General features: G+C 49.3%; 18 protein-coding genes. 15 read left to right on the top strand and 3 right to left on the bottom strand.

The features are described 5' to 3' along the window. Nucleotides 1–90 precede the first annotated feature (90 nt). The 7 genes from IC230_RS19735 to IC230_RS19705 all read left to right on the top strand — a co-directional run bounded on the left by IC230_RS19735 (nucleotide 91) and on the right by IC230_RS19705 (nucleotide 9,426). Nucleotides 91–3,672, top strand: coding sequence for a PVC-type heme-binding CxxCH protein (locus IC230_RS19735; protein WP_191040875.1), 3,582 nt, complete (start codon nucleotides 91–93; stop codon nucleotides 3,670–3,672). Nucleotides 3,673–3,684: 12 nt separating this feature from the next. Continuing rightward, entirely contained in the window at nucleotides 3,685–4,455 is a 771-nt protein-coding gene (locus IC230_RS19730; RefSeq protein ID WP_191040759.1) for a ThuA domain-containing protein, read from the top strand. Between the two features lie 113 nt (nucleotides 4,456–4,568). After that, nucleotides 4,569–5,684, top strand: a complete 1,116-nt coding sequence (locus IC230_RS19725) for a Gfo/Idh/MocA family protein (RefSeq protein ID WP_191040758.1) — start codon at nucleotides 4,569–4,571, stop codon at nucleotides 5,682–5,684. A gap of 92 nt (nucleotides 5,685–5,776) precedes the next feature. Then, nucleotides 5,777–6,631 (top strand): sugar phosphate isomerase/epimerase family protein, encoded by an 855-nt coding sequence (locus IC230_RS19720; protein WP_223860724.1) that lies wholly within the window; start codon nucleotides 5,777–5,779, stop codon nucleotides 6,629–6,631. After that, on the top strand, nucleotides 6,628–7,245 hold the full coding sequence (locus IC230_RS19715; RefSeq protein WP_191040757.1) for an HAD family hydrolase: 618 nt from the start codon (nucleotides 6,628–6,630) through the stop codon (nucleotides 7,243–7,245). The genes IC230_RS19720 and IC230_RS19715 overlap by 4 nt, the downstream gene beginning before the upstream one ends. 50 nt (nucleotides 7,246–7,295) lie before the next feature. Further along, nucleotides 7,296–8,513, top strand: coding sequence for a Tm-1-like ATP-binding domain-containing protein (locus IC230_RS19710; RefSeq protein WP_191040756.1), 1,218 nt, complete (start codon nucleotides 7,296–7,298; stop codon nucleotides 8,511–8,513). A gap of 40 nt (nucleotides 8,514–8,553) precedes the next feature. Beyond that, entirely contained in the window at nucleotides 8,554–9,426 is an 873-nt protein-coding gene (locus tag IC230_RS19705) for a phosphoenolpyruvate hydrolase family protein (protein ID WP_191040755.1), read from the top strand. A gap of 35 nt (nucleotides 9,427–9,461) precedes the next feature. Here IC230_RS19705 and IC230_RS19700 read toward each other — a convergent pair whose 3' ends face one another. After that, on the bottom strand, nucleotides 9,462–11,744 hold the full coding sequence (locus tag IC230_RS19700; protein ID WP_191040754.1) for a S9 family peptidase: 2,283 nt from the start codon (nucleotides 11,742–11,744) through the stop codon (nucleotides 9,462–9,464). A gap of 322 nt (nucleotides 11,745–12,066) precedes the next feature. Between IC230_RS19700 and IC230_RS19695 the strand changes: the two genes are divergently transcribed. The 6 genes from IC230_RS19695 to IC230_RS19670 all read left to right on the top strand — a co-directional run bounded on the left by IC230_RS19695 (nucleotide 12,067) and on the right by IC230_RS19670 (nucleotide 19,519). Then, the gene (locus tag IC230_RS19695; protein WP_191040753.1) at nucleotides 12,067–15,156 is read left to right on the top strand and encodes a SusC/RagA family TonB-linked outer membrane protein; all 3,090 of its coding nucleotides are present in this window, start codon (nucleotides 12,067–12,069) and stop codon (nucleotides 15,154–15,156) included. Between the two features lie 13 nt (nucleotides 15,157–15,169). Further along, nucleotides 15,170–16,747, top strand: a complete 1,578-nt coding sequence (locus tag IC230_RS19690; RefSeq protein WP_191040752.1) for a RagB/SusD family nutrient uptake outer membrane protein — start codon at nucleotides 15,170–15,172, stop codon at nucleotides 16,745–16,747. Nucleotides 16,748–17,058: 311 nt separating this feature from the next. After that, nucleotides 17,059–17,787 carry a carbon-nitrogen hydrolase family protein gene (locus tag IC230_RS19685; RefSeq protein ID WP_191040751.1) on the top strand — a complete coding sequence of 243 codons (729 nt, stop codon included), beginning with the start codon at nucleotides 17,059–17,061 and terminating at the stop codon, nucleotides 17,785–17,787. A gap of 218 nt (nucleotides 17,788–18,005) precedes the next feature. Then, the gene (locus IC230_RS19680; RefSeq protein WP_191040750.1) at nucleotides 18,006–18,404 is read left to right on the top strand and encodes an OsmC family protein; all 399 of its coding nucleotides are present in this window, start codon (nucleotides 18,006–18,008) and stop codon (nucleotides 18,402–18,404) included. A gap of 114 nt (nucleotides 18,405–18,518) precedes the next feature. Further along, a complete protein-coding gene (locus tag IC230_RS19675; RefSeq protein ID WP_191040749.1) occupies nucleotides 18,519–18,995 on the top strand; it encodes a MarR family winged helix-turn-helix transcriptional regulator in 477 nt (158 codons plus the stop codon). 23 nt (nucleotides 18,996–19,018) lie between these two features. Continuing rightward, entirely contained in the window at nucleotides 19,019–19,519 is a 501-nt protein-coding gene (locus IC230_RS19670; RefSeq protein WP_191040748.1) for a transposase, read from the top strand. A 178-nt stretch (nucleotides 19,520–19,697) separates the two neighbouring features. Here the strand turns inward: IC230_RS19670 and IC230_RS19665 are convergent, their stop codons facing one another. Continuing rightward, a complete protein-coding gene (locus IC230_RS19665; protein WP_191040747.1) occupies nucleotides 19,698–19,910 on the bottom strand; it encodes a hypothetical protein in 213 nt (70 codons plus the stop codon). Nucleotides 19,911–20,059: 149 nt separating this feature from the next. On the opposite strand from IC230_RS19665, the gene IC230_RS19660 reads away from it, so the two are divergent. Together IC230_RS19660 and IC230_RS19655 are read left to right on the top strand one after the other, a co-directional pair. Continuing rightward, nucleotides 20,060–20,263 carry a DUF6965 family protein gene (locus tag IC230_RS19660; RefSeq protein WP_191040746.1) on the top strand — a complete coding sequence of 68 codons (204 nt, stop codon included), beginning with the start codon at nucleotides 20,060–20,062 and terminating at the stop codon, nucleotides 20,261–20,263. Nucleotides 20,264–20,673: 410 nt separating this feature from the next. Further along, nucleotides 20,674–21,699 carry a rod shape-determining protein gene (locus IC230_RS19655; protein WP_191040745.1) on the top strand — a complete coding sequence of 342 codons (1,026 nt, stop codon included), beginning with the start codon at nucleotides 20,674–20,676 and terminating at the stop codon, nucleotides 21,697–21,699. An 82-nt stretch (nucleotides 21,700–21,781) separates the two neighbouring features. Here IC230_RS19655 and IC230_RS19650 read toward each other — a convergent pair whose 3' ends face one another. After that, entirely contained in the window at nucleotides 21,782–22,930 is a 1,149-nt protein-coding gene (locus IC230_RS19650) for a glycoside hydrolase family 18 protein (RefSeq protein WP_191040744.1), read from the bottom strand. Between the last annotated feature and the right edge of the window lie 40 nt (nucleotides 22,931–22,970).

The raw sequence follows: 22,970 nt of genomic DNA, 5'->3' as shown, positions 1-22,970 counted from the left end.
CCCCTTCAGGGGATTTAGGGGTAGGTTAATACACGATAAACATGAACGCCTAACTCTCAGACTCAATTTAGTTAAACCCAACCTTTTATGATGCGTTTTACGCTTTCATTGCTACTGCTTTGCCTTTTTTATCAGGCCTGCACCCGCAACACACAGACGAATCAGAGCGATTCCGGCAAGTCGGCATCAGGTCAACTGGCTGACCGTCGGGGAGAAGTGTTGTTTCTGGGGAATACCAGTAAGCATCACGACTCAGGTAAATATGCCCCCTGGCTGGCTATTTCGCTGTTCAAACAGGGAATTAATCTTACCTACACGGTTGATCTCAACGATCTGAATGCCGAGAATCTAAGTCATTACGATGGCCTGATCATTTATGCCAATCATGATAACCTCTCGCCCGCGCAGGAGCAGGCTATGAAAGAGTTTGTGGAGGGCGGAAAAGGATTGATTCCGCTTCATTCAGCATCGGGCTGTTTCAAAAACTCGGACTGGTACATCAAAACGATTGGCGGGCAGTTCAAATCGCACGGTACGGGGTCGTTCACTACGTCCATCGTAGATAAAAAACACCCGGTTATGCAGGGGCTGTCGGAGTTCACGACGTCCTGGGATGAAACCTATGTGCACCAGAATCTCAATCCCGACATGACGGTGTTGATGACCCGAAAGGAAGGCGATCGGCAGGAGCCGTATACCTGGGTGCGTAATCAGGGGAAAGGCCGGGTTTTTTACACCGCTTATGGCCATAACGACAGTACCTGGACGAATCCCGGTTTTCAGAAACTGGTGAACAACGGCGTCATATGGGCCCTTGGCTCTACCGTTCAACAGCAGATTGCCAAACTGACGATTCCGAACGTCGATATTTACGAATCGTCGGGAATAGCCATTTCAGATTATACAAAGCGGCATCTGGTTCCGAAAATGCAGGAAGCGCTCAAGCCGGAAGAGTCTAAAAAACTGATGCAGGTACCTGTCGATTTTGACGTGCAACTGTTTGCCGCTGAACCTGATATCACCAACCCGATTGCAATGGCCTGGGATGAACGGGGACGCTTGTGGATTGTTGAATCCGTCGACTACCCCAATACGTTCCTGGAAACGGATGGAGCTGCCAACGATCGGATTAAAATCTGCGAAGACACGAACGGCGATGGCAAAGCTGATAAGTTTACCGTCTTCGCCGATAAGCTGAACATTCCGACGAGCATGGTTTTTGCTAACGGTGGGGTCGTGGTGGCAATGGCTCCGCATCTGGTTTTTCTGAAAGATACCAACGGTGACGATAAGGCCGATGTGCGCGAGAACATCATGACCGGCTGGGAGAAAAATGATACGCACTTTGGCCCGTCCAACCTGCAATATGGATTCAACAATAAGATATGGGGCGTTGTCGGGTCCGGTTACAAAGGCACAACGAAGGACGGGAAAACGATGGATTTTCGGACGGGTGTTTATAACCTGAATCCCGACGGAACCGAGGTCGATTTTCTGGCCAATACCAGCAACAATACGTGGGGACTCGGCCTGACGGAAGACAATAACGTATTCATTTCTACGGCTAACAATACCCACAGCGCCTTCTATTCGATGCCTGCTCGGTTCATGCAGCGCAATCTGCCCGGCTCTACGGTACAGGCCGTCCAGAAAATAGATGGGCATTATGATTCGCATACCATGACCCGGAATCTGCGGCAGGTCGACGTAGTGGGGGGCTTTACATCAGCGGCTGGGCACCATTTTTATACGGCCCGGAGTTTTCCAAAATCGTACTGGAACCGGGTAGCTTTTGTCTGCGAACCCACCGTACGGCTGGTTCACAACGCCATCATTGAACCGAAAGGCGCCGGTTTTGCCGAAAAAGACGGCTGGAATTTCCTGGCCAGCACCGACGAATGGGTTGGACCCGTCCATGCCGAAGTAGGACCCGACGGTGCTCTGTGGGTGGCCGATTGGTATAACTTCATCATTCAGCACAACGTATTTGTCGAGCGGCAGGCTCCGTCGAACATGGTGTTGCCGTTCAAAGATCAGCCGCGCGGTCAGGGAAACGCTTTTATCAGTCCACTCCGTGACATTAATTTTGGTCGGGTGTATCGGGTTGTGTACAAAAAAGCGAAGCCTTATCAGCCAGTTACCCTTACCCGAACAGATCCGGCCAGCCTGGTAGCGGCTCTGCAAAGCGACAACATGTTCTGGCGCATGACCGCCCAGCGGCTTATCGTCGAATCAAAAAATCAGGCTTTGTTGCCCGAACTCTATCGGATCATCGCCAAAACGAATGTGGACGAAATTGGCCTGAATAGCCCGGCGGTTCACGCCATCTGGGCGCTGCACGGGTTGGGAGCGCTGTCGGGGACCAATACCGAAGCGATGCGGGTAGTCAGTGCAGCCCTGGCGCATCCGGCGGCTGGCGTCCGAAAAGCGGCTATCGAGACATTACCCAAAACGGGTCAAACGCTGGAACAACTGCAAAAAGTAGGGTTGCTCAACGACCCGAGCATGAATGTCCGAATGGCGGCAGTGCTGGCGATGGTTACCATGCCACCGTCGGAGGCAGTTGGCGCTGCCCTGTACCGGGCGTCGCTGCAGGCCGACAATGAAGCCGACGAGTGGATGAACCGGGCCTTGTTTGCTGCGGCAGCGACGCATCGGGACGGGTTCCTAGCCGAAGCTGCTAAAAATCCAGCCGCCAATGCATCTGAAAATAGCCTGAGCAGTCGCTTGATGGCTGGAATTAACAAAGAAATTTATGCGCTGCAACGCCGGGCGACCATTGCGTTCCCACCGGACGTAACGGGTAAAGAAATCATCATTAAAGGCAGTGCAGCCAAAGGTTTTCGCGATATAGAAGGATTCATTGCGGGGCAGGGCGGTCAGGAGGGTGGCTACGGTCTGTACGTTAAAGACAATCACCTGACAATGTCCGTCAAACAAAATGGCAAGGTATACACCGCTACGTCGGCCGAAGCGTTACCCGAACGGTTCGACTTTGAAGGGCGCCTGGCTACTAACGGAACGATCCTGTTGTTTGTCGATGGGAAACAGGTTGGTACGGGAAAAGCGCCGTCGCTGTTTACGAAACCACTGACCGACGTCGTGCGGTCACAGCGGGATTTCACCGGCGACAATTCGATTGGCGCGTACACGGGTGCGTATACCACTACTTTCGACTTTATCGGTAACGTACAGAATGCTACGCTCGAAGTCCGAAAACCGGCAGCCGATAGTCCGAGCCCGGCCGGACGAGTCGCTACGTCGGATAAAGCGACGGTACTGACGATTAAGGTCGTAGAGGAGCAGATGAAATACGACACGAAAGTAATTACAGTGAAAGCCGGACTTCCGGTTGTATTAACGCTCGAAAACCCCGACATCATGCAGCATAACTTAGTCATTTGTAAACCCGGCTCTACCGAAAAAGTAGGTAAAGCCGCTGACGCACTCGCCCGCGATCCGAAAGGGCTGGAGAAGAACTACGTCCCGCAAACGCCAGACGTACTGGCCGCTACGAAACTGGTCAACCCTGGCGAAGCCTTTACGCTGGAGTTTACTGCACCGACCAAGCCCGGTGATTATCCATTCATCTGCACGTTTCCCGGCCACTGGAGCATCATGCAGGGAATCATGCGGGTCGAGAAAACAACTATGTCTACAACCAGCCGCTAAATCCGATAAATCATGAACCAATTCTCTTATCAATTGTCCATTCGAGTCGCCCTCCGGTACGTATTGCTGGTCGGCCTGTTACCTGCTGTTACGTTATTCACCCAGTGTAAAACCAATCAGTCCAGTACGGCGAAAGCAGGCAAACCCATTCGGGTGCTGATGGTGGGTGGCGGTACGTCGCATAACTTCGGAATGTGGTACAAAAACGTGGATGGGCAAACACTCAGCCGAGACGGTTTTGCAACGGTGAATTACGTAGGCGACCCCGACTCCATCATGACGTACCTGCCGCAAGCCGACGTACTGTATCTGAGTAACAATCGGCCCATTACCAATCCGGCTGCCCGTCAGGCCATTATGGAGTTTGTCAATGCGGGTAAAGGGTTGCTGATCGCTCATGCCGCGATGTGGTACAACTGGAAAGACTGGCCGGAATACAACCAACAGATCGTCAGTGGCGGTTCACGCGGGCACGACAAATACGGCACCTTCGACGTAACGGTCAACGAAACGAATCACCCAGTTACGAAAGACGTAGAGCCGAAATTCACGCTGAAAGATGAGCGCTACTATTACATTCCCGATTCGTCGGGACCGGGCGTAGAAGTGCTGGCCAGTTCGAGCGTCACCGGTTCCGATAAAATTTTCCCATCGGTATTCATCGTCAAAAACCCAAAAGCGCGCATCGTCGGGCTGGCGTTAGGGCACGATGCGGAGTCGCACAACATCGCTAATTACCAGAACCTGTTACGTAATTCTGTGAAATGGGTAGCGCGTCGATAAATTATAGCCCGCAGATTTTATGATGCATAAGATCAATGATGATCCTACCAATCATAAGAATCAGCGTTCTATAAAACCAATTTATTAATCAATAAAATCAACCTCAGTTAGTTATGAGTGATCAGAAAATCACCGTTGTCATTGTTGGCATGGGCTTCGGCAAAGAGTTTATTCCTATTTATCAACGTCATCCCAATATCAAAGCCGTGGGTATCTGTACCCGCAACCGGAAAACCCTGGATGAACTGGCCGCTAAATTCAACCTGGACCCTGACCTGTGTTTTGAACATTTCGAGGACGTACCGGGACGCGCCGATGTCGATGCGATTCACATTGTGACACCCGTGCCGGAACACGCCCAGATGGCGCTGGCTTCGCTGAACGCTAATAAACACACCGCCTGCACCATTCCGATGGCCATGACTGTTGCCGATTGTAAAGCCATTGTCGAAGCGAAACGGCGGGCCAAAAAAGTGTACATGATGATGGAAACGGCGCTCTATACCCGTGAATTCCTGTACGGTCTTCAGTTGGCTGAAAGCGGAAAACTCGGACGGATTCAGTTTGTTCGAGGCTCCCACATTCAGGACATGAGCATGGAAGGCTGGGCCGAGTACTGGAAAGGCTATCCGCCGATGCTTAACGGAACCCACGCCATCTCGCCCCTGCTACGGATCAACAACACTACAGCTGAAACGGTGGTCTGCCACGGTTCCGGCCGGTTGAGCGATGATCTGGCCAGCCGCTACGGTTCGCCGTTTGCCGTTGAAACCGCTACGTTCACGCTGAAAGATTCTGATGTGATAGCTGAAGCTACCCGGTCGCTGTTCGACGTAGTGCGGCAGTATCGGGAAAGCTATGATGTGTACGGCACCAAAATGTCGTTCGAGTGGGAGCAGTTGCAGGACGAAGAGCACGTCATTTTCGATGGGGGCGAAAATGCGCAACGGATCAACGTACCCGATACCGACGAGCTGCTGATTGAGGAGATCAAGCACTTTACCAAACGCGAAAAAATCGACGATCCCAACCACGTATCGTTTTTGCAGGGAGCTGGTCACGGTGGGTCGCATCCGCATCTGGTGCAGGAGTTTGTGGCTGCGATTGTCGAAGGTCGTGACTCGGCTGTTGACGCTGAACTGGCCGCTAACTATACGATGGCGGGTATCTGTGCGCACGAATCGGCCATGAACGGCGGTAAACGAATAACCATTCCTGATTTTTCTTAACCGAAATAGCCCGCAGATTTTTATGATAAATAAGATCAGTGATGATCCGACCAATCATAAAAATCTGCGGGCTATTTCAATCAAATAACTATATGATTCAATTTGGGGCCAGTACGTTTATCTGGGTATCGCCGTTCTCGACAGATTCCTTCGACTTGCTGTACAAAGTGGCCGACATGGGCTACGATCTGATTGAAGTCGCGGTAGAAGACAAAGAGCTTATAGACTGGACACGTCTGAAGAAAATCGCCCGGGAAACGGGTCTGGACGTAACGATCAGCGGAGCGTTTGGAGCCAATCGCGATATTTCCAGCGATGATGCCGCTGTCCGAAAAAATGGGTTTACCTACATCGTTGACTGCATTCGTATTGCCGAAAACCTGAACAGCCCTATTTTTACCGGACCAGTTTATTCAGCGGTGGGCAAAACGCGTTACGTATCAGCGGAGCGGAAGCAACAGGAACGAAACTGGTGTCTGGAGAAGTTAACCGAAGTTGGTAAAATTGCGCGTGAATGTGGGGTCGTCGTGGGGGTTGAGCCGCTGAATCGTTTCGAAACCGACATGGTCAATACGGCAGAGCAGGCACTGTCGCTGGTAAATGAGCTGGCTGATTCATCGATCAAAATCTCTCTCGATACGTTCCATAACAACATCGAGGAGAAAAGTATACCGGCCACGATTCGGGCCGTTGGTCGGGAGTTGTTGTGCCACGTGCAGGGGAACGAAAGCGACCGTGGTACGCCCGGCACCGGTAACGTTGATTGGCCCGGTATCAAAGAAGCCTTAACCGACATTGGCTACGACGGTGCCGTCGTGATTGAAACCTTCGGCGCGCCTTCGGAAGAACTCGCCAAAGCAGCTTCCATCTGGCGGCCATTGGCGAATAGTCCCGATGAACTGGCCAGTGAGGGACTGGCTTTCTATAAAACATTATTTCGCGAATGACCGAGATTAAAACCATTATTTTCGATTTGGGAGCCGTGCTCATCGACTGGAACCCACACTATCTCTACGAAACAATTTTTGAGCAGGAAGCGGAACGACATCATTTTTTTCAAACGGTCTGTACGTCCGATTGGAACGAAGAGCAGGACGGAGGACGATCATTACATGAAGCAACCGAACTTCTGGTCACTCAATTTCCGCACTACGAAACAGCCATTCGGGCGTTTTACGGGCGCTACCCGGAAATGCTACGTGGTCCGATTGCCGGAACCGTCGACATTCTTCGGGAGCTGAAAGAATCGGGTAATTATGGGCTGTATGCCCTCACGAACTGGTCGGCGGAGACGTTTCCGGTCGCGCAGGAACAGTTCGATTTTTTGACGTGGTTCGATGGCATCGTCGTGTCTGGCATAGAAAAAGACCGCAAACCGTTCGCTACGTTCTACCATAAGCTGCTACGTCGGTATGCTCTGAATCCAGCGGAATGTCTGTTTATCGACGATAATCTTAGAAATGTAAAAGCCGCCGAAGAACTGGGGATTCGGAGCATTCATTTCACTGAACCAGCCGCTTTGCGAAGTCAATTAATCCAGTACGATGTTCTGCCGGAATAAGTAGGGAACGGGTAGGTCACGTCTTGTATGAAGGAATTACGTTTCCAACGATGAGTCAGTACATTCTGCTAATTGGCTGTTTTGATACGAAGGGAGAGGTATTTGCTTACCTGAGAAAAGCTATCCTGGCCAAAGGCGAGCGTGTTCTGACGATCGATACGGGCGTTATGGGCACTACCTCTGATTTTTCGGTCGATTACGAAGCGGACGTAGTGGCTAGGGAAGCAAATCACTCACTTAACGAGCTTCGAAAAAACCAGGATCGGGGACAGGCGATTGACGTAATGGGTAGGGGAGCTGCCGCTATTGTCGGGCAACTAGTTGATGCCGGTACGGTAAAAGCGGTTATGGGCATGGGTGGTGGGGGCGGTACGTTCATCGCTCTTTCCGCGATGCAGGCAGTGCCGTTTGGAATTCCAAAACTCTGTCTCAGTACGTTAGCCGCTAAGGATTTATCCCGGCAGATCGGCAGTAAGGATATTACGCTGATGCCATCCGTGGTGGATGTCGCCGGACTGAACAGCATGATCGCTCCGTTGATTGAACAGGCAGCCGCGGCTATCTGTGCCATGACGAATGTGAGCACTACGTTCACCAGCGAATCATTGGGACGTATCGCCATCAGCATGTTTGGCAATACGACAGCTTGTGTTGATCAGTGCACCGACTTATTGAGGAGGCAAGGGTACGAAGTGTTTGCCTTCCATGCGAACGGTGTTGGTGGTAAAACCATGGAAGCGCTTATTTCGGAGGGTTGCTTTGACGCCGTACTGGATATTACGACGACCGAACTGGCGGATGATCTTTGCGAAGGGATTTGCAGTGCAGGTCCAGATCGATTATCAGCGGCCGCTACATTAGGCATTCCGCAGGTAGTGGTGCCGGGTTGCTTAGACATGGTTAATTTTGGACATCCCGATACGGTACCGGCCCAGTTCAAACAGCGTAAGTTATACAGTTGGGCACCCGATGTTACGCTCATGCGAACGGACGAAGCCGAAAACGGGGAACTTGGCCTTCGACTGGCGCAAAAACTGAATCAATCGAGTGGGCTGGTAACGGTGGTGTTACCGCTGAAAGGTCTTTCGCAGATTGGTTCGGCCGGTAATATTTTTTATGAACCACAATCGGATAAAGCCCTCTTCGACGCGATCAAAAATAACATAGCGTCTCACATCGACGTGATCGAGTCACCAGATCACATTAACGACAAATCATTTTCAACCTTGCTGGTGAATTGCTTACTCGCGATGGTTCAGGAGCGCTAGGCAAAAAGTAAAATCAGCACGACCAATTTATAAAAGCATTATGCCAAATCCATGGACGGGGAAAGGAAATCCCTACACTAAGCAGGAAGTACGAGATCGTTTGCAGAATACACTGAATCAAAACAAGGCCATCATCGCTGCCGGTGCAGGAACCGGTATCAGCGCTAAATTCATCGAAAAAGGTGGTGCCGATCTGATCATTATCTACAACTCCGGTCGATTCCGAATGAGCGGACATGGATCGACGGCTGGCTTAATGGCGTATGGAGATGCCAATGCTGTAGCGATGGAAATTGGCGAATTCGAAGTACTACCCGTTGTGGAAGAAATCCCGGTGATTTGTGGCGTTCACGGCTCCGATCCCCGCCGACGCATGTGGTACCATCTGCTGAAAGTGAAAGAGATGGGTTTTTCGGGCGTAAATAATTTCCCAACACATTCCATCGTGGATGGTCATTTCCGGCAGGTACTGGAAGAAACCGGGATGGGGTTTGCCAAAGAAGTGGAAATGATACGTATCGCTACAAAAATGGACTTGTTTTCCATCGTGTACGTAGCGACGCCTGAAGAAGCTCGCCAAATGGCTGAGGCCGGTGCCGATGCGGTTATTGCCCACGTGGGCACCACGGTGGGTGGTTCCATCGGAGTTGTGGAGGCTAGCTGCACAATGGATGAAGCTGTCGAACGCACCCAGCAAATAATCGATGCGGCTAAAGAAGTAAATCCGGATACCTTTTTTCTGGCTCACGGCGGTCCCATCAACACGCCGGATGATGTTCGGATCATTCTGGATCGAACCACGGCGCATGGTTTTGTTGGCGCATCGTCGCTGGAGCGAATGGGCGTCGAGAAATCATTGACCGATTTAACCAAACAATTCAAATCGCTGACATTTTCTACAGATACTAACTAATTCACAAATCAGTACCTAAAAAGGGAAGACTTTGTTCACTTGGCCATACTGGCTGAGCCGGAATTATGGCTTACGGTTGACCAGGCTGGCGGGTCTATTCCCAGCAGGTGTTTGACAAAGAAATCCCGGCGTTTGAGTTCGCCATATTCCCCGCCGGACGTATGCGACAGACCCGGCAGTACGACCAGATCGAAATTCTTGTTGGCTTTGATAAGCGCATCGGCTACCTGCATGGTCGATGCCGGATCGACGTTGTCGTCTACTTCGCCAACCATCAGCAACAGGTTTCCCTGCAACTTGTGGGCACTCGTTACGTTCGAACATTCGGCGTAGTGTGGCCCAATGGGATAACCCATCCATTGTTCGTTCCACCACATTTTGTCCATTCGGTTATCGTGGCATCCGCAGGAGGAAACGGCAACTTTATAAAATTCGGGGTGAAACAGCACCGCTCCGGCAGCACTTTGCCCACCAGCAGACGTACCATAAATCCCGATCCGGCTGAGATCCATAAACGGGTACTTTTTGGCGGCTGCCTGCATCCAGAGAATCCGGTCGGGGAAACCAGCGTCTTTTAGATTTTTCCAGCACACATCCTGAAAGGCTTTCGAGCGGTTCGACGTGCCCATGCCATCCATCTGTACCACAATAAACCCCAATTCAGCCAGTTCGTGCATCGACCGGTTGGTTGTCATGAACGATTTGGGCGTAAAGGAACCGTGGGGTCCAGCGTAGATATTTTCGATAACCGGGTACTTCTTCGCCGGGTCGAAATTCGTTGGGCGGATGATGATCCCCCAGATGTCGGTTTTGCCATCCCGTCCTTTGGCCGTAAACACCTCGGGCGTTTGCCAGCCCGCTTTTTGCCAGTCCGAAATGTCGGCTTTTTCCAGATTCATCAGCACCGACCCGTCGGCAACACTACGTAGTACCGTCATGGGTGGCATATCTACGCGTGAATACGTATCAACGAACGTCTGAAAATCGGGGGAGAACGTAGCGGTATGATTCGCATCTTCTGTTGTGAGCGCGACAAGACCTGTTCCGTCTAGATTAACTTTATAATACTGAACAAAATACGGGTCTTGATTGGGCACTTTTCCACTGGCTGCAAACAGTACCGTTCGGTTGGCCGTATCTATTTTCACTACGTTCCGAACGACCCATTCGCCTTTCGTCAACTGCTTTTTTACTTTACCCGTTACGCCATCGATCAGATACAGGTGATTCCAGCCGTCGCGCTCAGACGCCCAGACGATTTCTTTTCCATCTGCTACGTCAAAACGATACCGTTTACCGCTATAGTCGATGAAGGTTTTGCTCTGCTCCTCAATCAGTGATCGAACCACCCCGGTTGTGGCGTTCACTTCCAGCACGCGATAGACCTGATGGCCGCGTTGGTTGTATTCAAATGTAAAAGCGCGATTGTCTTTACGCCACTCCAACCGCGACAGGCTAAATTGTTGGCTGAACAGCGCATCATCTACCGGAATTTGTTTGCCTTCGTTAAGCAGGAAAAGCTGCGGGCGACGTACCGGCAAGGCATCACCTGGTTTGAGGTATTCGCGGTTTTCAAGTTTGGGCTGAAGCTGATCATCGGGCGATGAGCGAACGAAATAAATCAGGTGTTTCGCGTTTGGCCTGACTTTGTTGGTCACGAGTTTCTTCGAGTCTGGCGACCAGTAGATTATTCCGGCGTAATATTCACCCTCCGAGCCGTCATAGCTTACTTGCCGTTCTTCCTTTGTCTTTTGCGAACGGACGTAAAGGTTATAGTTTTTGATGTAGGCCGTCCAGTTGCTGTCGGGAGAAAAAACAGGTTTTTCGCTTAGCTCGTTGCCACTGGCACCCCAGTACCGACGGTCTGTTGGTTCAGCCCGAAAAGGGCCTTTCTTGCGGAAAGCTATCGTGCCCGGTGAATACTGCCAGGTGAACCCTTCGGCTGCAAATTCAAGCTCTTCATCGTCTTTCCCGTACGTAACGGAAGTAAACGGCAATGCGTAAGGTTCTATTTTTTTGCCTGTCGCCTGCGATAGTTTCTGCGCCAGCTGCTCATGATCAAAAGCAAGTTGCCGGGTTTTCTGCTTTGGGTCAACGACAACGAACTCTTTTCCCCACGCGGTCTGAATAACGTACCAGCATCGCTTGCCACTGGGCGTCCAGTTCACCTGCAACGGGGCATTATACACCTTGTCTTTCAGATTTGTTTTTAAGGCTTCCGCACGTCTGTAATCTTCCGAACGACCCTGTGATAATACATTGCCGGACAGGCTCAATAGTAAGCTGATAAACAGAAGAGTAAGCGGATGATAGCGCATGCGTTGTAGGATGTTACGAATGAAAATACTTTAATAATAAGGGTAGAAGCTAACCCTGTGCGGATGTCGACTTGTATAGAAGGCATATTGACGCCAAACGATACGCGCTAAGCCCAAGAGTCCTTTCTGGTTGAAGCTATTAAAAATATTTTTTCTAAAAAAAGAGGTTGAAATTAATTTTCCCTGCTCTTACTAAATAAGGGTAACTGACAATTTTATCTTCAAAAAGTGATGGGTTGGTAGCGCTGACGCGTTTGCAATTCCTGACGGATGAGGAAAGTATCGGCGTCCCCAACTATCGAATCTTTAACCCTAATCCTTTATGCACAAATCTTTATTGAAAAACTGGCGACCACTCAGTATAGTCGGTTGTGCTCAGTTTGCGCTATTTTCATTGACAACTAGTTACGGTTCGCCAACGGACCCGAATCTCAGGAACACCCTGGGTCGTACGCTGGTGACGACTGCCACCTCAACACTTGCCGGACTAAATGCCGTAGACCAATCGGCTGATCGAACAATTTCCGGTACGGTTACCGATGAGCTGGGCGTTGGTTTGCCGGGGGTATCCGTTGTTGTAAAAGGAACGCAAAGAGGTACGGTAACGGACAAAGATGGGGCCTTCCGATTAGCCGTGCCCGACGGGACCTCAACATTAACCTTCAGCTTCGTTGGCTACGTAGCACAGGATGTAGCGATGAATAACCAGACGGCGGTGAATGTTACGTTAAAACCCGAAACAAAGTCGCTCGACGAGGTTGTCGTTGTGGGCTACGGTACCGCCCGAAAAAAAGATCTTACTGGCGCTGTTACGTCCGTAACGGCTAAAGATTTTAACAAGGGTAATTTCACCTCGCCCGATCAGCTTATTCAGGGTAAGGTTTCGGGCGTGCAGATCCTCAATAACAGTGGTCAGCCGGGAGGAGCCGCAACCGTTAAGATCCGGGGTAATTCGGCCATAACGGGTAGTGGTCAGCCTTTGTACGTAGTGGATGGCGTTCCCCTGGATAACCGATCGGCCCGGCCTGGTTTAAATGCCAATGGTTTGGGGAATACGCCCGGCGGTAACCCACTGAACTTTTTGAATCCGGCAGACATTGCGAGTATTGACGTATTGAAAGACGCGTCGGCTACGGCCATTTACGGTTCTCGGGCCGCCTACGGAGTTGTCATTATCAATACCAAACGAGGCCAGGCCGGGCAGGCGAAAATTGACGTCGGACTCAACATGGGCGTGGCGTCCATCTTCCGGAAAATAAACGTATTGAACGCCGAGCAATACCGGGAAGCGATAAAATACTATGGCGTCAGCGCCTTGAATGACCGGGGTGGGAGCGTCGATGCTTTTGATGCGATTCTGCGAAACGGCTTGCAGCAGAATTATACTCTTGCCGTCAGTGGCGGAAACGAAAGCAGCAAATACCGGATATCCGCTGGCTATCTAAACCAGGAAGGGATTATCAATAAAACCGGTTTCAAAAAATACACGGCCAATTTCGCGGGCAATCTGAAGTTCCTGGACAGCAAAAAGCTGGGATTAGACATTAATGTGAACTCCAGCCAGTACATTGAAGATATTGCCGCCATCACCAACGACGCCGGTTCGAATGGTAGTCTGATCGGGCACGCGTTGCAGTGGAACCCCACCGACTCCCTGCGGAAAGCCAACGGTAGTTTGAACATAAAAGCGGGCGCGGTCATCAATCCGCTGGCTATGTCGGAGTTATACAACGACCAGTCGAAAGTTACCACGATTCTGGCCAGCATTTCTCCCTATTTTAAGTTTACGGATTGGCTGGAGTATCGGATGCTGTATAGCGTCAATTACAGTGCGGGTGGTCGGCGGTCTTCCATTCATCAGGACATTAACATCAACGCTACCCAGGGCAGAGGCTGGGCCAGTATCGGTAATAACGAGCTGAGCACCCAGCAATTTACCCACACGTTGAATTTTAATAAAGATCTTTCGCCAGACTTCAATCTGAATGCGTTAGTCGGATTTGAGTACATGAGCTTTGCCAACAAGGGGTCTACGATGAGCGCGTTGGGACCAGCTTCCGGCTTTGGTAATTATGGGTTGGACTATACCGATTATATCCAGTATTCGAACACAACGGGCCGCACCGTTTCGTCATTTGTTGACCCCACCGCCGAACTGCAATCGTATTTTGGCCGGGCAATCGGTAATTACAAAGATCGCTATCTGGTAACGGCAACGCTACGTGCCGACGGTTCCACCAAATTTGGTGCGAATAACAAATACGGTTATTTCCCGTCTTTCTCCGCGGCCTGGAATATCAGTAATGAGAAATTCTTTCAGGTGAGCGCCATCAATTCGCTTAAACTGCGCGGTGGCTGGGGTAAAACCGGTAATCAGGAATTCCCATCGGGCTCTTCGCAGGCACGGTATTCGTTCACCGATAATGGCGGTCTTGGGCAGACGAATAACCCCAACCCCGATTTGAAATGGCAGTCCGATAAGCAGTTTAACATCGGTTTTGACCTGACAGCGCTGAATAATCGGGTTACGGCAACGGTCGATTATTTCAATAAAACAACCACAGACCTGTTGTTCCCCAGCCCGCCGATTCAGCCCGCTCCTCCGGGATCGGTTATTCGGTGGATCAATCTGGATGGACGTATTGAAAACAAAGGTCTGGAAGTTGCAGTCGATGCCGGTATTGTCAAAAAAGACAACTTCAGCTGGGATTTGGGGGTCAATGCTACCTTCATCAAGAATAGTGTCTCCGGCTTAACTGCCCCCATTCTGACGGGTGCGTTGAATGGTCCGGGTCTGAGCGGGGTGTCGGTGGAAGTGATTCAAAATGGCTTACCGATCAATGCGTTTTACACCCGGCGGTATCTGGGGATGAGTGAAGCTACCGGCCTGGCGACGTATGAAGATGCGGGGAATACGTTCTTTTACGTTGGAAATCCCAATCCAAGCACTTTGGTAGGTCTCAGCACGACGCTCCGGTATAAAAAGCTGTCGCTGATCGCTAATATGAACGGCGCGTTCGGACAGGATATCTACAACAATACCAATAATGCTGTCATCAGCGTCGGCTTAATCAACGGCGGGCGGAATATCGCTCTTTCGCTGTTTAAAGAGCCGGTTAAAGAGTCGATTGCCAACCCGGTAACCCCCTCTTCCCGGTACATTGAGAAAGGCGATTACCTGAAAATGACGAACGCAACCCTGTCGTATGCACTCGGTAATATCGCTAAGGTTATTCGGGGAGCGGCTGTTTACGTAACGGGTCAGAACCTGTTTGTCCTCACCAAGTACACCGGATTTGATCCCGAAGTCAACGTGAATAAAGCCATAAACAGTGTTCCGTCGGTGGGCATCGATTATGCCGCTTATCCACCGGCTCGCACAATAACTTTTGGCGTCAACTTCTCTTTATAAAACTCTTACGATAATGTCAATAAAAAATAACGTATTCATTCTTAGTACGTTCGGTCTGGTCTTAGGTCTTGGTGGTTGTACGGATTTGGAAGAGAAGTTCCAGGGAGATCTCACCGCCGGCCAGATCAGTACGTCAACGTCGGCCAATACGGCGGCTTTGTTAACGGGCGTTTACAACTCGATACGGGAGCCCTTTCAGAATAATTCGCAGCTGAATGCGCTCTGTGAAATGACAACCGATGCCATGATGGGTCCAACTCGGGGTCCGGACTGGGATGATAACGGTACGTGGCGGCAATTGCACCAGCACCGCTGGGATGGCAACCACATTCGCATCATCAATACGTTCAACAACATGAGCGGGGGGATTTTTGCGGCCACCGACATGCTGCGGTTCAATCCAACCCCTCAACAGTCTGCCGAAGCTCGGTTCTTACGAGCCTTCTGCATGTTCTGGCTACTGGATTTATATGATCAGGTGCCGTATCGTGAGCCGGGAGAAAGTGTGGTGCAGGCAGCTAAAGTCCGAAAAGGACTGGATGCCCTGAACTACATCATCAGCGAAGTAACGGCTATCCAGGCGAATCTGCCCGATGGTCCTGCCGGACTGGCCAATAAAGATGCGGCCCGGGTTTTTCTGATGAAACTATACCTCAACAAAGGGGCTTATGCGAACCGGGCCACACCAACCTTTGCGGCCGAGGACATGAATAAGGTGATCAGTCTGGCCGATGAGATTATCAACAGCAATAAGTATTCGTTCACCGCTAATTATTACGACAATTTCGCACCCGCGAATACCACAATTGGCAAGGAAAACATCTGGACCCAGGAGAACGTGGGGGGCGTATCGCCTAACGCAAACCTGCGGAACCGATGGGTTACGTTCCTTCATCCCAACCAAAATCCGAATGGTAACAATGGGTGGGTGATCCTGCCGACTTTCTACGACAAGTATGAAGCAACGGATAAGCGGCTGGGAACGGCTTACAAGACTACAGGGGGGCTGCCTAATCCGGGCAATCGCATCAATACGGGTTTTCTGATTGGTCAGCAGTATAATTTAACGACGGACGCTCCGTTGAAAGACAGACCCGGTAACAACCTGATTTTTTCGAAAGAGGTGAAAATTATCGAAACCGGCAGCAATCTGGAACTGCCGGGGATCAGGCCGATCAAGTATCCAATCGATTACGCCAACGATGGCAGCCGTCTGATTGACAATGACTACGTGTATTTCCGACTGCCCGATGTGTTGCTGATGAAAGCGGAAGCGATTTTACGGGGTGGTACGCCAACGAGTGCGGGTAGTTACGGTAATACGGCTTTGTCGCTGGTCAACGCCATTCGAACCCATTCCTCACGGGGAGCCAGCGCCCTAACGTCGGTCAATCTGGATGTTCTGTTGGATGAACGCGGTCGGGAATTGTACATTGAGAACTGGAGACGGCAGGATTTGATACGTTTCGGCAAGTTCCTGCAACCGTTTTACGAGAAGAATTACACGAGCGACCCGAAGTATCTGTTATTTCCCATTCCGATTCAGCAAATGGCCGTCAATGAAAATTACGTTCAGAATTCGGGTTATTAATCGGATAATAGGGGTTTTTAATGAAAACTAGTCGCTGTAGCCGTGGTGTCGGGTTCTTAAACCCGACACTGCGAGGTTTCTCAAAACCGAGTAAACAAGTTGAGATTCGGTTTTGAGAAACCTCATAGCATCAGATGTGAGTATCTGACGCCACCGGCATGATAGAGCCTTGTAGCGGATAATAAAAAGTTAGTCGGTTAAGCAGGCAGATAGAAGAAAAGAAAGCTTCTGTTTGCCTGCTTTGCTATTTTAGAGCTTTGTTCTAGACGGAATAACATAGGTGCCTATTGTAACGCAAACTAGCTGACGTAATGAAAATCGCTGTAGCCCAGCTCAAGCCGATCAAAGGGGATATCGAGCGGAATATTGAAAAGCACAAAAAGCTCATCGAGCTAGCTGCTTCCAGGGGAACGGGTACACTTATTTTCCCCGAATTATCGATAACTGGTTACGAACCTGAACTGGCCAACGAATTAGCGACAAATCAGGATGATCGCCGATTCGATGATTTTCAGTCGATTAGTGACACAAAGAACATTACAATTGGCGTAGGCATGCCGACACGAAGCGATTCCGGGGTTCGGATCAGCCTGCTCATTTTTCAACCAAACCGGCCACGTCAAATCTATTCCAAACAACATTTACACGCCGACGAAAACCCGTATTTTACGGCTGGTAATCACTCCGTTTTTCTGGAGGAGGGCACATGTAAAATTGCCCTGGCAATCTGTTACGAATTATCGGTTCCTGAACACCCGACGAATGGATTTCTGCAAGGAGCAAACATCTACATTGCCAGCGTAGCGAAGACGCTCAACGGCGTTGAAAAAGCGGCTCAAACATTATCGGACATAGCGAAGACTTATTCAATGACCGTATTGATGGCCAACTGCGTGGGGCATTGTGATAATTTTGAGAGCGCCGGAAATTCATCCATCTGGAACAACAAAGGCGTATTACTTGGACAACTCGATGATACGCAGGAAGGCATACTGGTTATCGACACGGATACCCAGGAAGTCATAGAGGAAACGCTGTAAATTAAGTTACAACGAAGGCAAATCGATACGTTTAAACAACCAAACAATATGGAAAAATCACAGGCGCTACGTGGCATGGCTGCGGTCAATTTTTGGGTTTCTGACGTAAAAGAGGCCCGAAACTAGTATAGTGAATAGCTGGGCATCGAGCCTTACTTTCAGCGACCTGATGCCGATAATTCAGCCTATTTCGAGCTGGAACCATAATCCTCTCTACCATGAAAATGTCTGCCAGTATAAAGAGCGAGTTAAATCGCCATGAAGTTGTCGTACAGACCAATGACTCGGCTAAAGAGATGCAGATTTCTGTGAAACCGTCTGGTTTCGGCTCATCAATCAATGGGGGAGAATTACTGTTGCTTTCACTGGCCACCTGCTTCTGCAATGATATTTATCGGGAAGCAGGTAAACGCAACATGAACGTATCGGGTGTGGAAATTCTGGTTACCGGAGAATTCGGCGCAGAAGGGGAGCCTGGTTCCAATTTTACGTACAAAGCGAACGTAACAGCCGATGCATCATCAGAAGAAATTGAGGACTTAATCAACCATATCGATCGCGTTGCAGAAATACATAACACTTTGCGAAAAGGACTCAGCATTACGCTAACGACGTAACGTATCAAAGGCTTTCTTGCTGAGCCAAAAACGAAATTGTTGACAACAATTCATTTAGGAAGTTATTTTTTATACATTTGTCTTAGTAACTAAGATTTTTAGTAAATAAGACAAATGGGTAATAAATTAGACAACCAAACGATCGCTTCGATCAGTGATTTAGGCAGGCGATTTTCAGATACGACAATTCTGATGCACGAAGCCATTGCCCAAAAGGCGGGTTTGTCAGGAACAGATCATAAGTATCTGGGACTGTTGATGCAGAAAGGGGCGATGACAGCCGGTGATCTGGCTAAACTGACAGGATTAACCACGGGAGCAATTACGGGCTTGGTGGATCGGCTTGAAAAAAAGAATTTGGCAAAACGAGTATTTGACGGAGAGGATAGACGGAAAATTATGATCGTGCCCAATACCGAACAGGCTATGACACTGTTAGGTGGAATTTTTGCCGATTTGCAGCATAAAATGGTCAATCTCCTGTCAACATTTTCCGACGACGAGCTGACGTTGATCAAAACGTATTTGGTAGCAACAATCGACGTAATGAACGACGTTACCCGGACTTTGCAGGACACAGACAATCCCTAAGCAACCCATAACCTACGAAGAACATGATCACTACAACTTACCTGTCGAGAGCCGAACTCTGGCTGTTTATTACGACACTGATTTATTTTTTGATGAACGGTGCTCAGTTGTTTGAAACCGCCGTTATCGTTCCTAAATGGACGGCTTCACCTCCGGACTCTCTACAACTGTTCAAAGGGAAATATGGGCTTGACTTCAAAGCGTTCTGGATAGCGTTGCACTCGATTCACGAGATTACGTTCATTCTGGCGATCATTTTTTGCTGGAAACTGGAGGGCATACGGAACTGGCTTTTGGTCTTGTTTGCCATCCACTTCGTTGTTCGGGTGTGGACCCTGCTGTATTTCGCTCCTAACATTATTGAGTTTCAACGAATAGCCAACGTAGCAGAGAAACATGCTGATTTATTGAACCGAACAGTGCTCTGGAAAAATTTGAATTACGTGCGTGTCGGCTTATTTATCGCTGTGTCATTCGGACTGATCCCTTTGTGCGTAAAGTTGATGAACCTAAAAGTGAGCTGATAAAGTCACTAAGAAAAGTGGACATTCAATAAAACCCCGCGTCAGATAGGGCAATAAATGCCGAACGTAGCGCCCTGACGCGGCTGACTTTTAGCCGAAATAGCCAGTTATTCGGCCATACTTTACCAACAGTGGTAATTCCAGGGCTGCTATAAAGAAACACTGACTTAAAATAGATCTAATTGTAGGTGGATGAAATGACGCCGTTCGAGCCGATTGTCAATTCATCATCAAACTTGACGCTGACGATCGTAACGTCTCGTGCTCCAGGGTGCTCGCTCATAAACCGTTGATTTGCCTTGTCAATACTGGTATTTAAGTAGGCTTTCTTCCAGGGCTTTGGGCTAATAGACCCATAGCCAGTAACGATGACTAACGTGTTGGGAGACATATGTATAAATTGGTTAGTTAGATGAATAATTGTTAAACGTACAGGTTAGACTAATGAAACTAGCTGAAGACAGCTGTGACTGAGTGGGTTCGCTGTCCTTATCTGTTCTACTTATTAGATTATCCTAATAAAAAGCCTAGCTTTACCCAATGAGCGACGAAGATTCAGAGTTAATCCGGTATTTTGAGAATTTAGAGTTACCTCAACCACCTTTCCGGTTGAGTGCCAGTGAAATTATCAACGATTTGCCCGGCTTTATTGCCACCCAGATTCGACACCTACGTAGTGGAATGAGTGCTGGTGCCAGCCGCACTAAGTTAAAGCAACTGAAAGATCGGTTAGCAGAGCGGTGAACAACAAACTCCCGCAGGCGGGGGCTGGCTGTATAAACTTGAACACATAACCCGTGTGTAACACGCTGGGAAAGACAAAGTTCAAAATAGCCAAAACCACCAAGCTGAGATTGTTTAGAATCAACTGTTCAAAGAAGAAGTGAAATAAAAAATATTGATCTGACATCGAATTAGCTTCACCAGCGTTAAGTAGATAAGTCCAAAATATTAAGGCTGGCTATATACCGTATTCGTAAGCGTATCGGCACGGATTTTGGTGTCGTTTTGTCACCGGTTAGCCGTAATTTAACTGGAAAATTGTCTTATAAGGGTTGCCAGACAGCAAACTCGACAACTGTCACAGTATCCTCAATGGCGGTAACCTCTGCTTAAACGTCTATTTTTATTAATACGCCCGACTCCAACTTCAAATGAAATTTTTTAATTTTTTTACCAGCGACATTGCCATTGATCTAGGCACCGCAAACACCCTGATTATTCACAAGGATCAAATTGTGGTAGATGAGCCTTCGATTATTGCCATGGACAAAATCAGTGGTAAGGTGCTGGCCATTGGTCATAAGGCCATGCAAATGCACGAAAAGACAAACGAGAATAGTAAAACGATTCGGCCGTTGAAAGATGGTGTCATTGCTGACTTTACAGCTGCTGAACTGATGATACGTGGACTGGTGAAGATGATTACGCCCACCAATCGACTCTTTGCTCCTTCGCACCGCATGGTCGTCAGTATTCCTTCCGGAATTACAGAAGTGGAAAAGAGAGCTGTTAAGGATTCCTGCGAACACGCTGGCGCGAAAGAAGTCTATATGATGCACGAACCGCTGGCAGCCGCGATCGGAATTGGTATTGACATTACGCAGCCTAACGGCACGATGATCGTGGACATAGGCGGGGGAACCACTGAAATTGCTGTCATCGCGCTGTCGGGCATTGTCTGTGAACAGTCGATACGTATCGCGGGCGACGTATTCACGCGTGATATTGTCGATTACATGCGTCGGGAACATAATCTGCTGATTGGTGAACGCTCGGCTGAACAAATCAAAATGGCTGTCGGTTCGGCGCTATCGGAGTTAGAAAACCCACCGTCTGATTATGAAATTCGGGGGCGTGACCTGATGACGGGAATTCCCAAAGAAATCAAGGTTACGTATGGGGAAATCGCTTACTCAATCGATAAATCGATCTCTAAAATTGAAGAGGCTACCATGAAAGCGCTCGAAATGGCGCCCCCGGAGTTATCAGCTGATATTTATACCAATGGTATCCATCTGACGGGAGGAGGGGCGCTGTTGCACGGGCTCGACAAACGTCTGGCGATGAAAACCAAACTGCCGATTCATATCGCTGACGATCCGCTGAAAGCTGTTGTGAAAGGCACGGGTGAGGTAATCAAAGATATGGAAAGGTATAAATCTGTCCTGATTAGCTAGGGCCGTTTGCAAGGCGAGATACACTGGCGGCCAGCGAACAAAACGTGTCGCTGGCCGCCAGTAGAATTCCTGAGGAAAGAAACTAGTTCGCTAAGGCCTGATCCAGCGCATTCAGCAGTACGTCCTTTTGTTGCAGATCATAGACATACTCCCAGAACATTACACCCGCCAACTTCTTCGACTTCACGTAGTTGACTCTGTTTTTGAGTGACTCGGGATCAGCGTAGGAGATAAACATGTGCGTGGTCGGATTCCACAAATAAGGCGATTTGGCCGTATCGTCCCAGTAGCGGGTAAAGCCGTTTTTATTGATGTATTTCGCCATCAGCTCGTCGTAGCTGATAAAGTAATGTTTGCCGGGAGCGGGTTGGTATAAACCATTATTCTCATCCTTTGCATCAGCCCAGCCGCGACCATAAAAAGGGAGGCCTAACACGATTTTGTTAGCCGGTACGCCCGCTTTAATATGCCCTTCTACGGCTGAAACGCTGCCCGTACGGGCGTGGGGTTCTTTATCGGACTGATACAGCGGACTATGGTGGCCCGTTTGCTTGTCATTGCCGTGGTACAGATCATAGGTCATGATATTCACGTAGTCAAGGTATTTCTGCGCATTTCCCAGTTCTGTGTGATTGACAAAAGCGGTATCGCCACCCGTAGCCGATGTCAGCAAATAATGGTTAGCTCCGGTACGTTTGTCAATTTTGCCTTGCGCATCCAGTTGGTCACGGATCGCTTTCAGGAACAGCGTGTAATTCTGCTTATCTTCAGGACGAAAAATATTGCCGGCACCAACCTGAGCCGGGTATTCCCAGTCAATATCGACCCCGTCAAGTTTGTGTTTTTTCAGCATGTCGACCGCGCTGTTCGCAAATTTTTTGCGGGACGCATCTGTCAGAGCCGCATCGGAAAAGTATTTGCAGCCACCCCAGCCACCAACCGAGATCAGAATTTTCAGATCTTTATTGGAAGACCGTAACGACGTAAGTGCCGCCAGATTAGCCTCGTCTTTTGGCTTTAAGGGAGCCAGCTCGCCATTCTGGGCCGGGACCGCAAAGGCATAATTGATGTGCGTAAGTTTTTGAGCGTCAATCTGCTCCTTCGTCCAGCCGTTACCTGTTACGTAGCCAATGACAACGTATGGTTTGGCCGATTGCGCCGAAGTGGTTTGGGGTTGAACGGAAAACAAAAGAGCGAGCAGTAACGCGAGGCAATAAACGGATCGTTTCATCGACGAGAAAATAGAGGTGGTTGCCCCACAAAGATAAGCA

This window comes from Spirosoma validum (assembly GCF_014699035.1).
Classification (GTDB): Bacteria; Bacteroidota; Bacteroidia; order Cytophagales; family Spirosomataceae; genus Spirosoma; species Spirosoma validum.
This window is presented reverse-complemented; position numbering and strand designations above follow the sequence as displayed.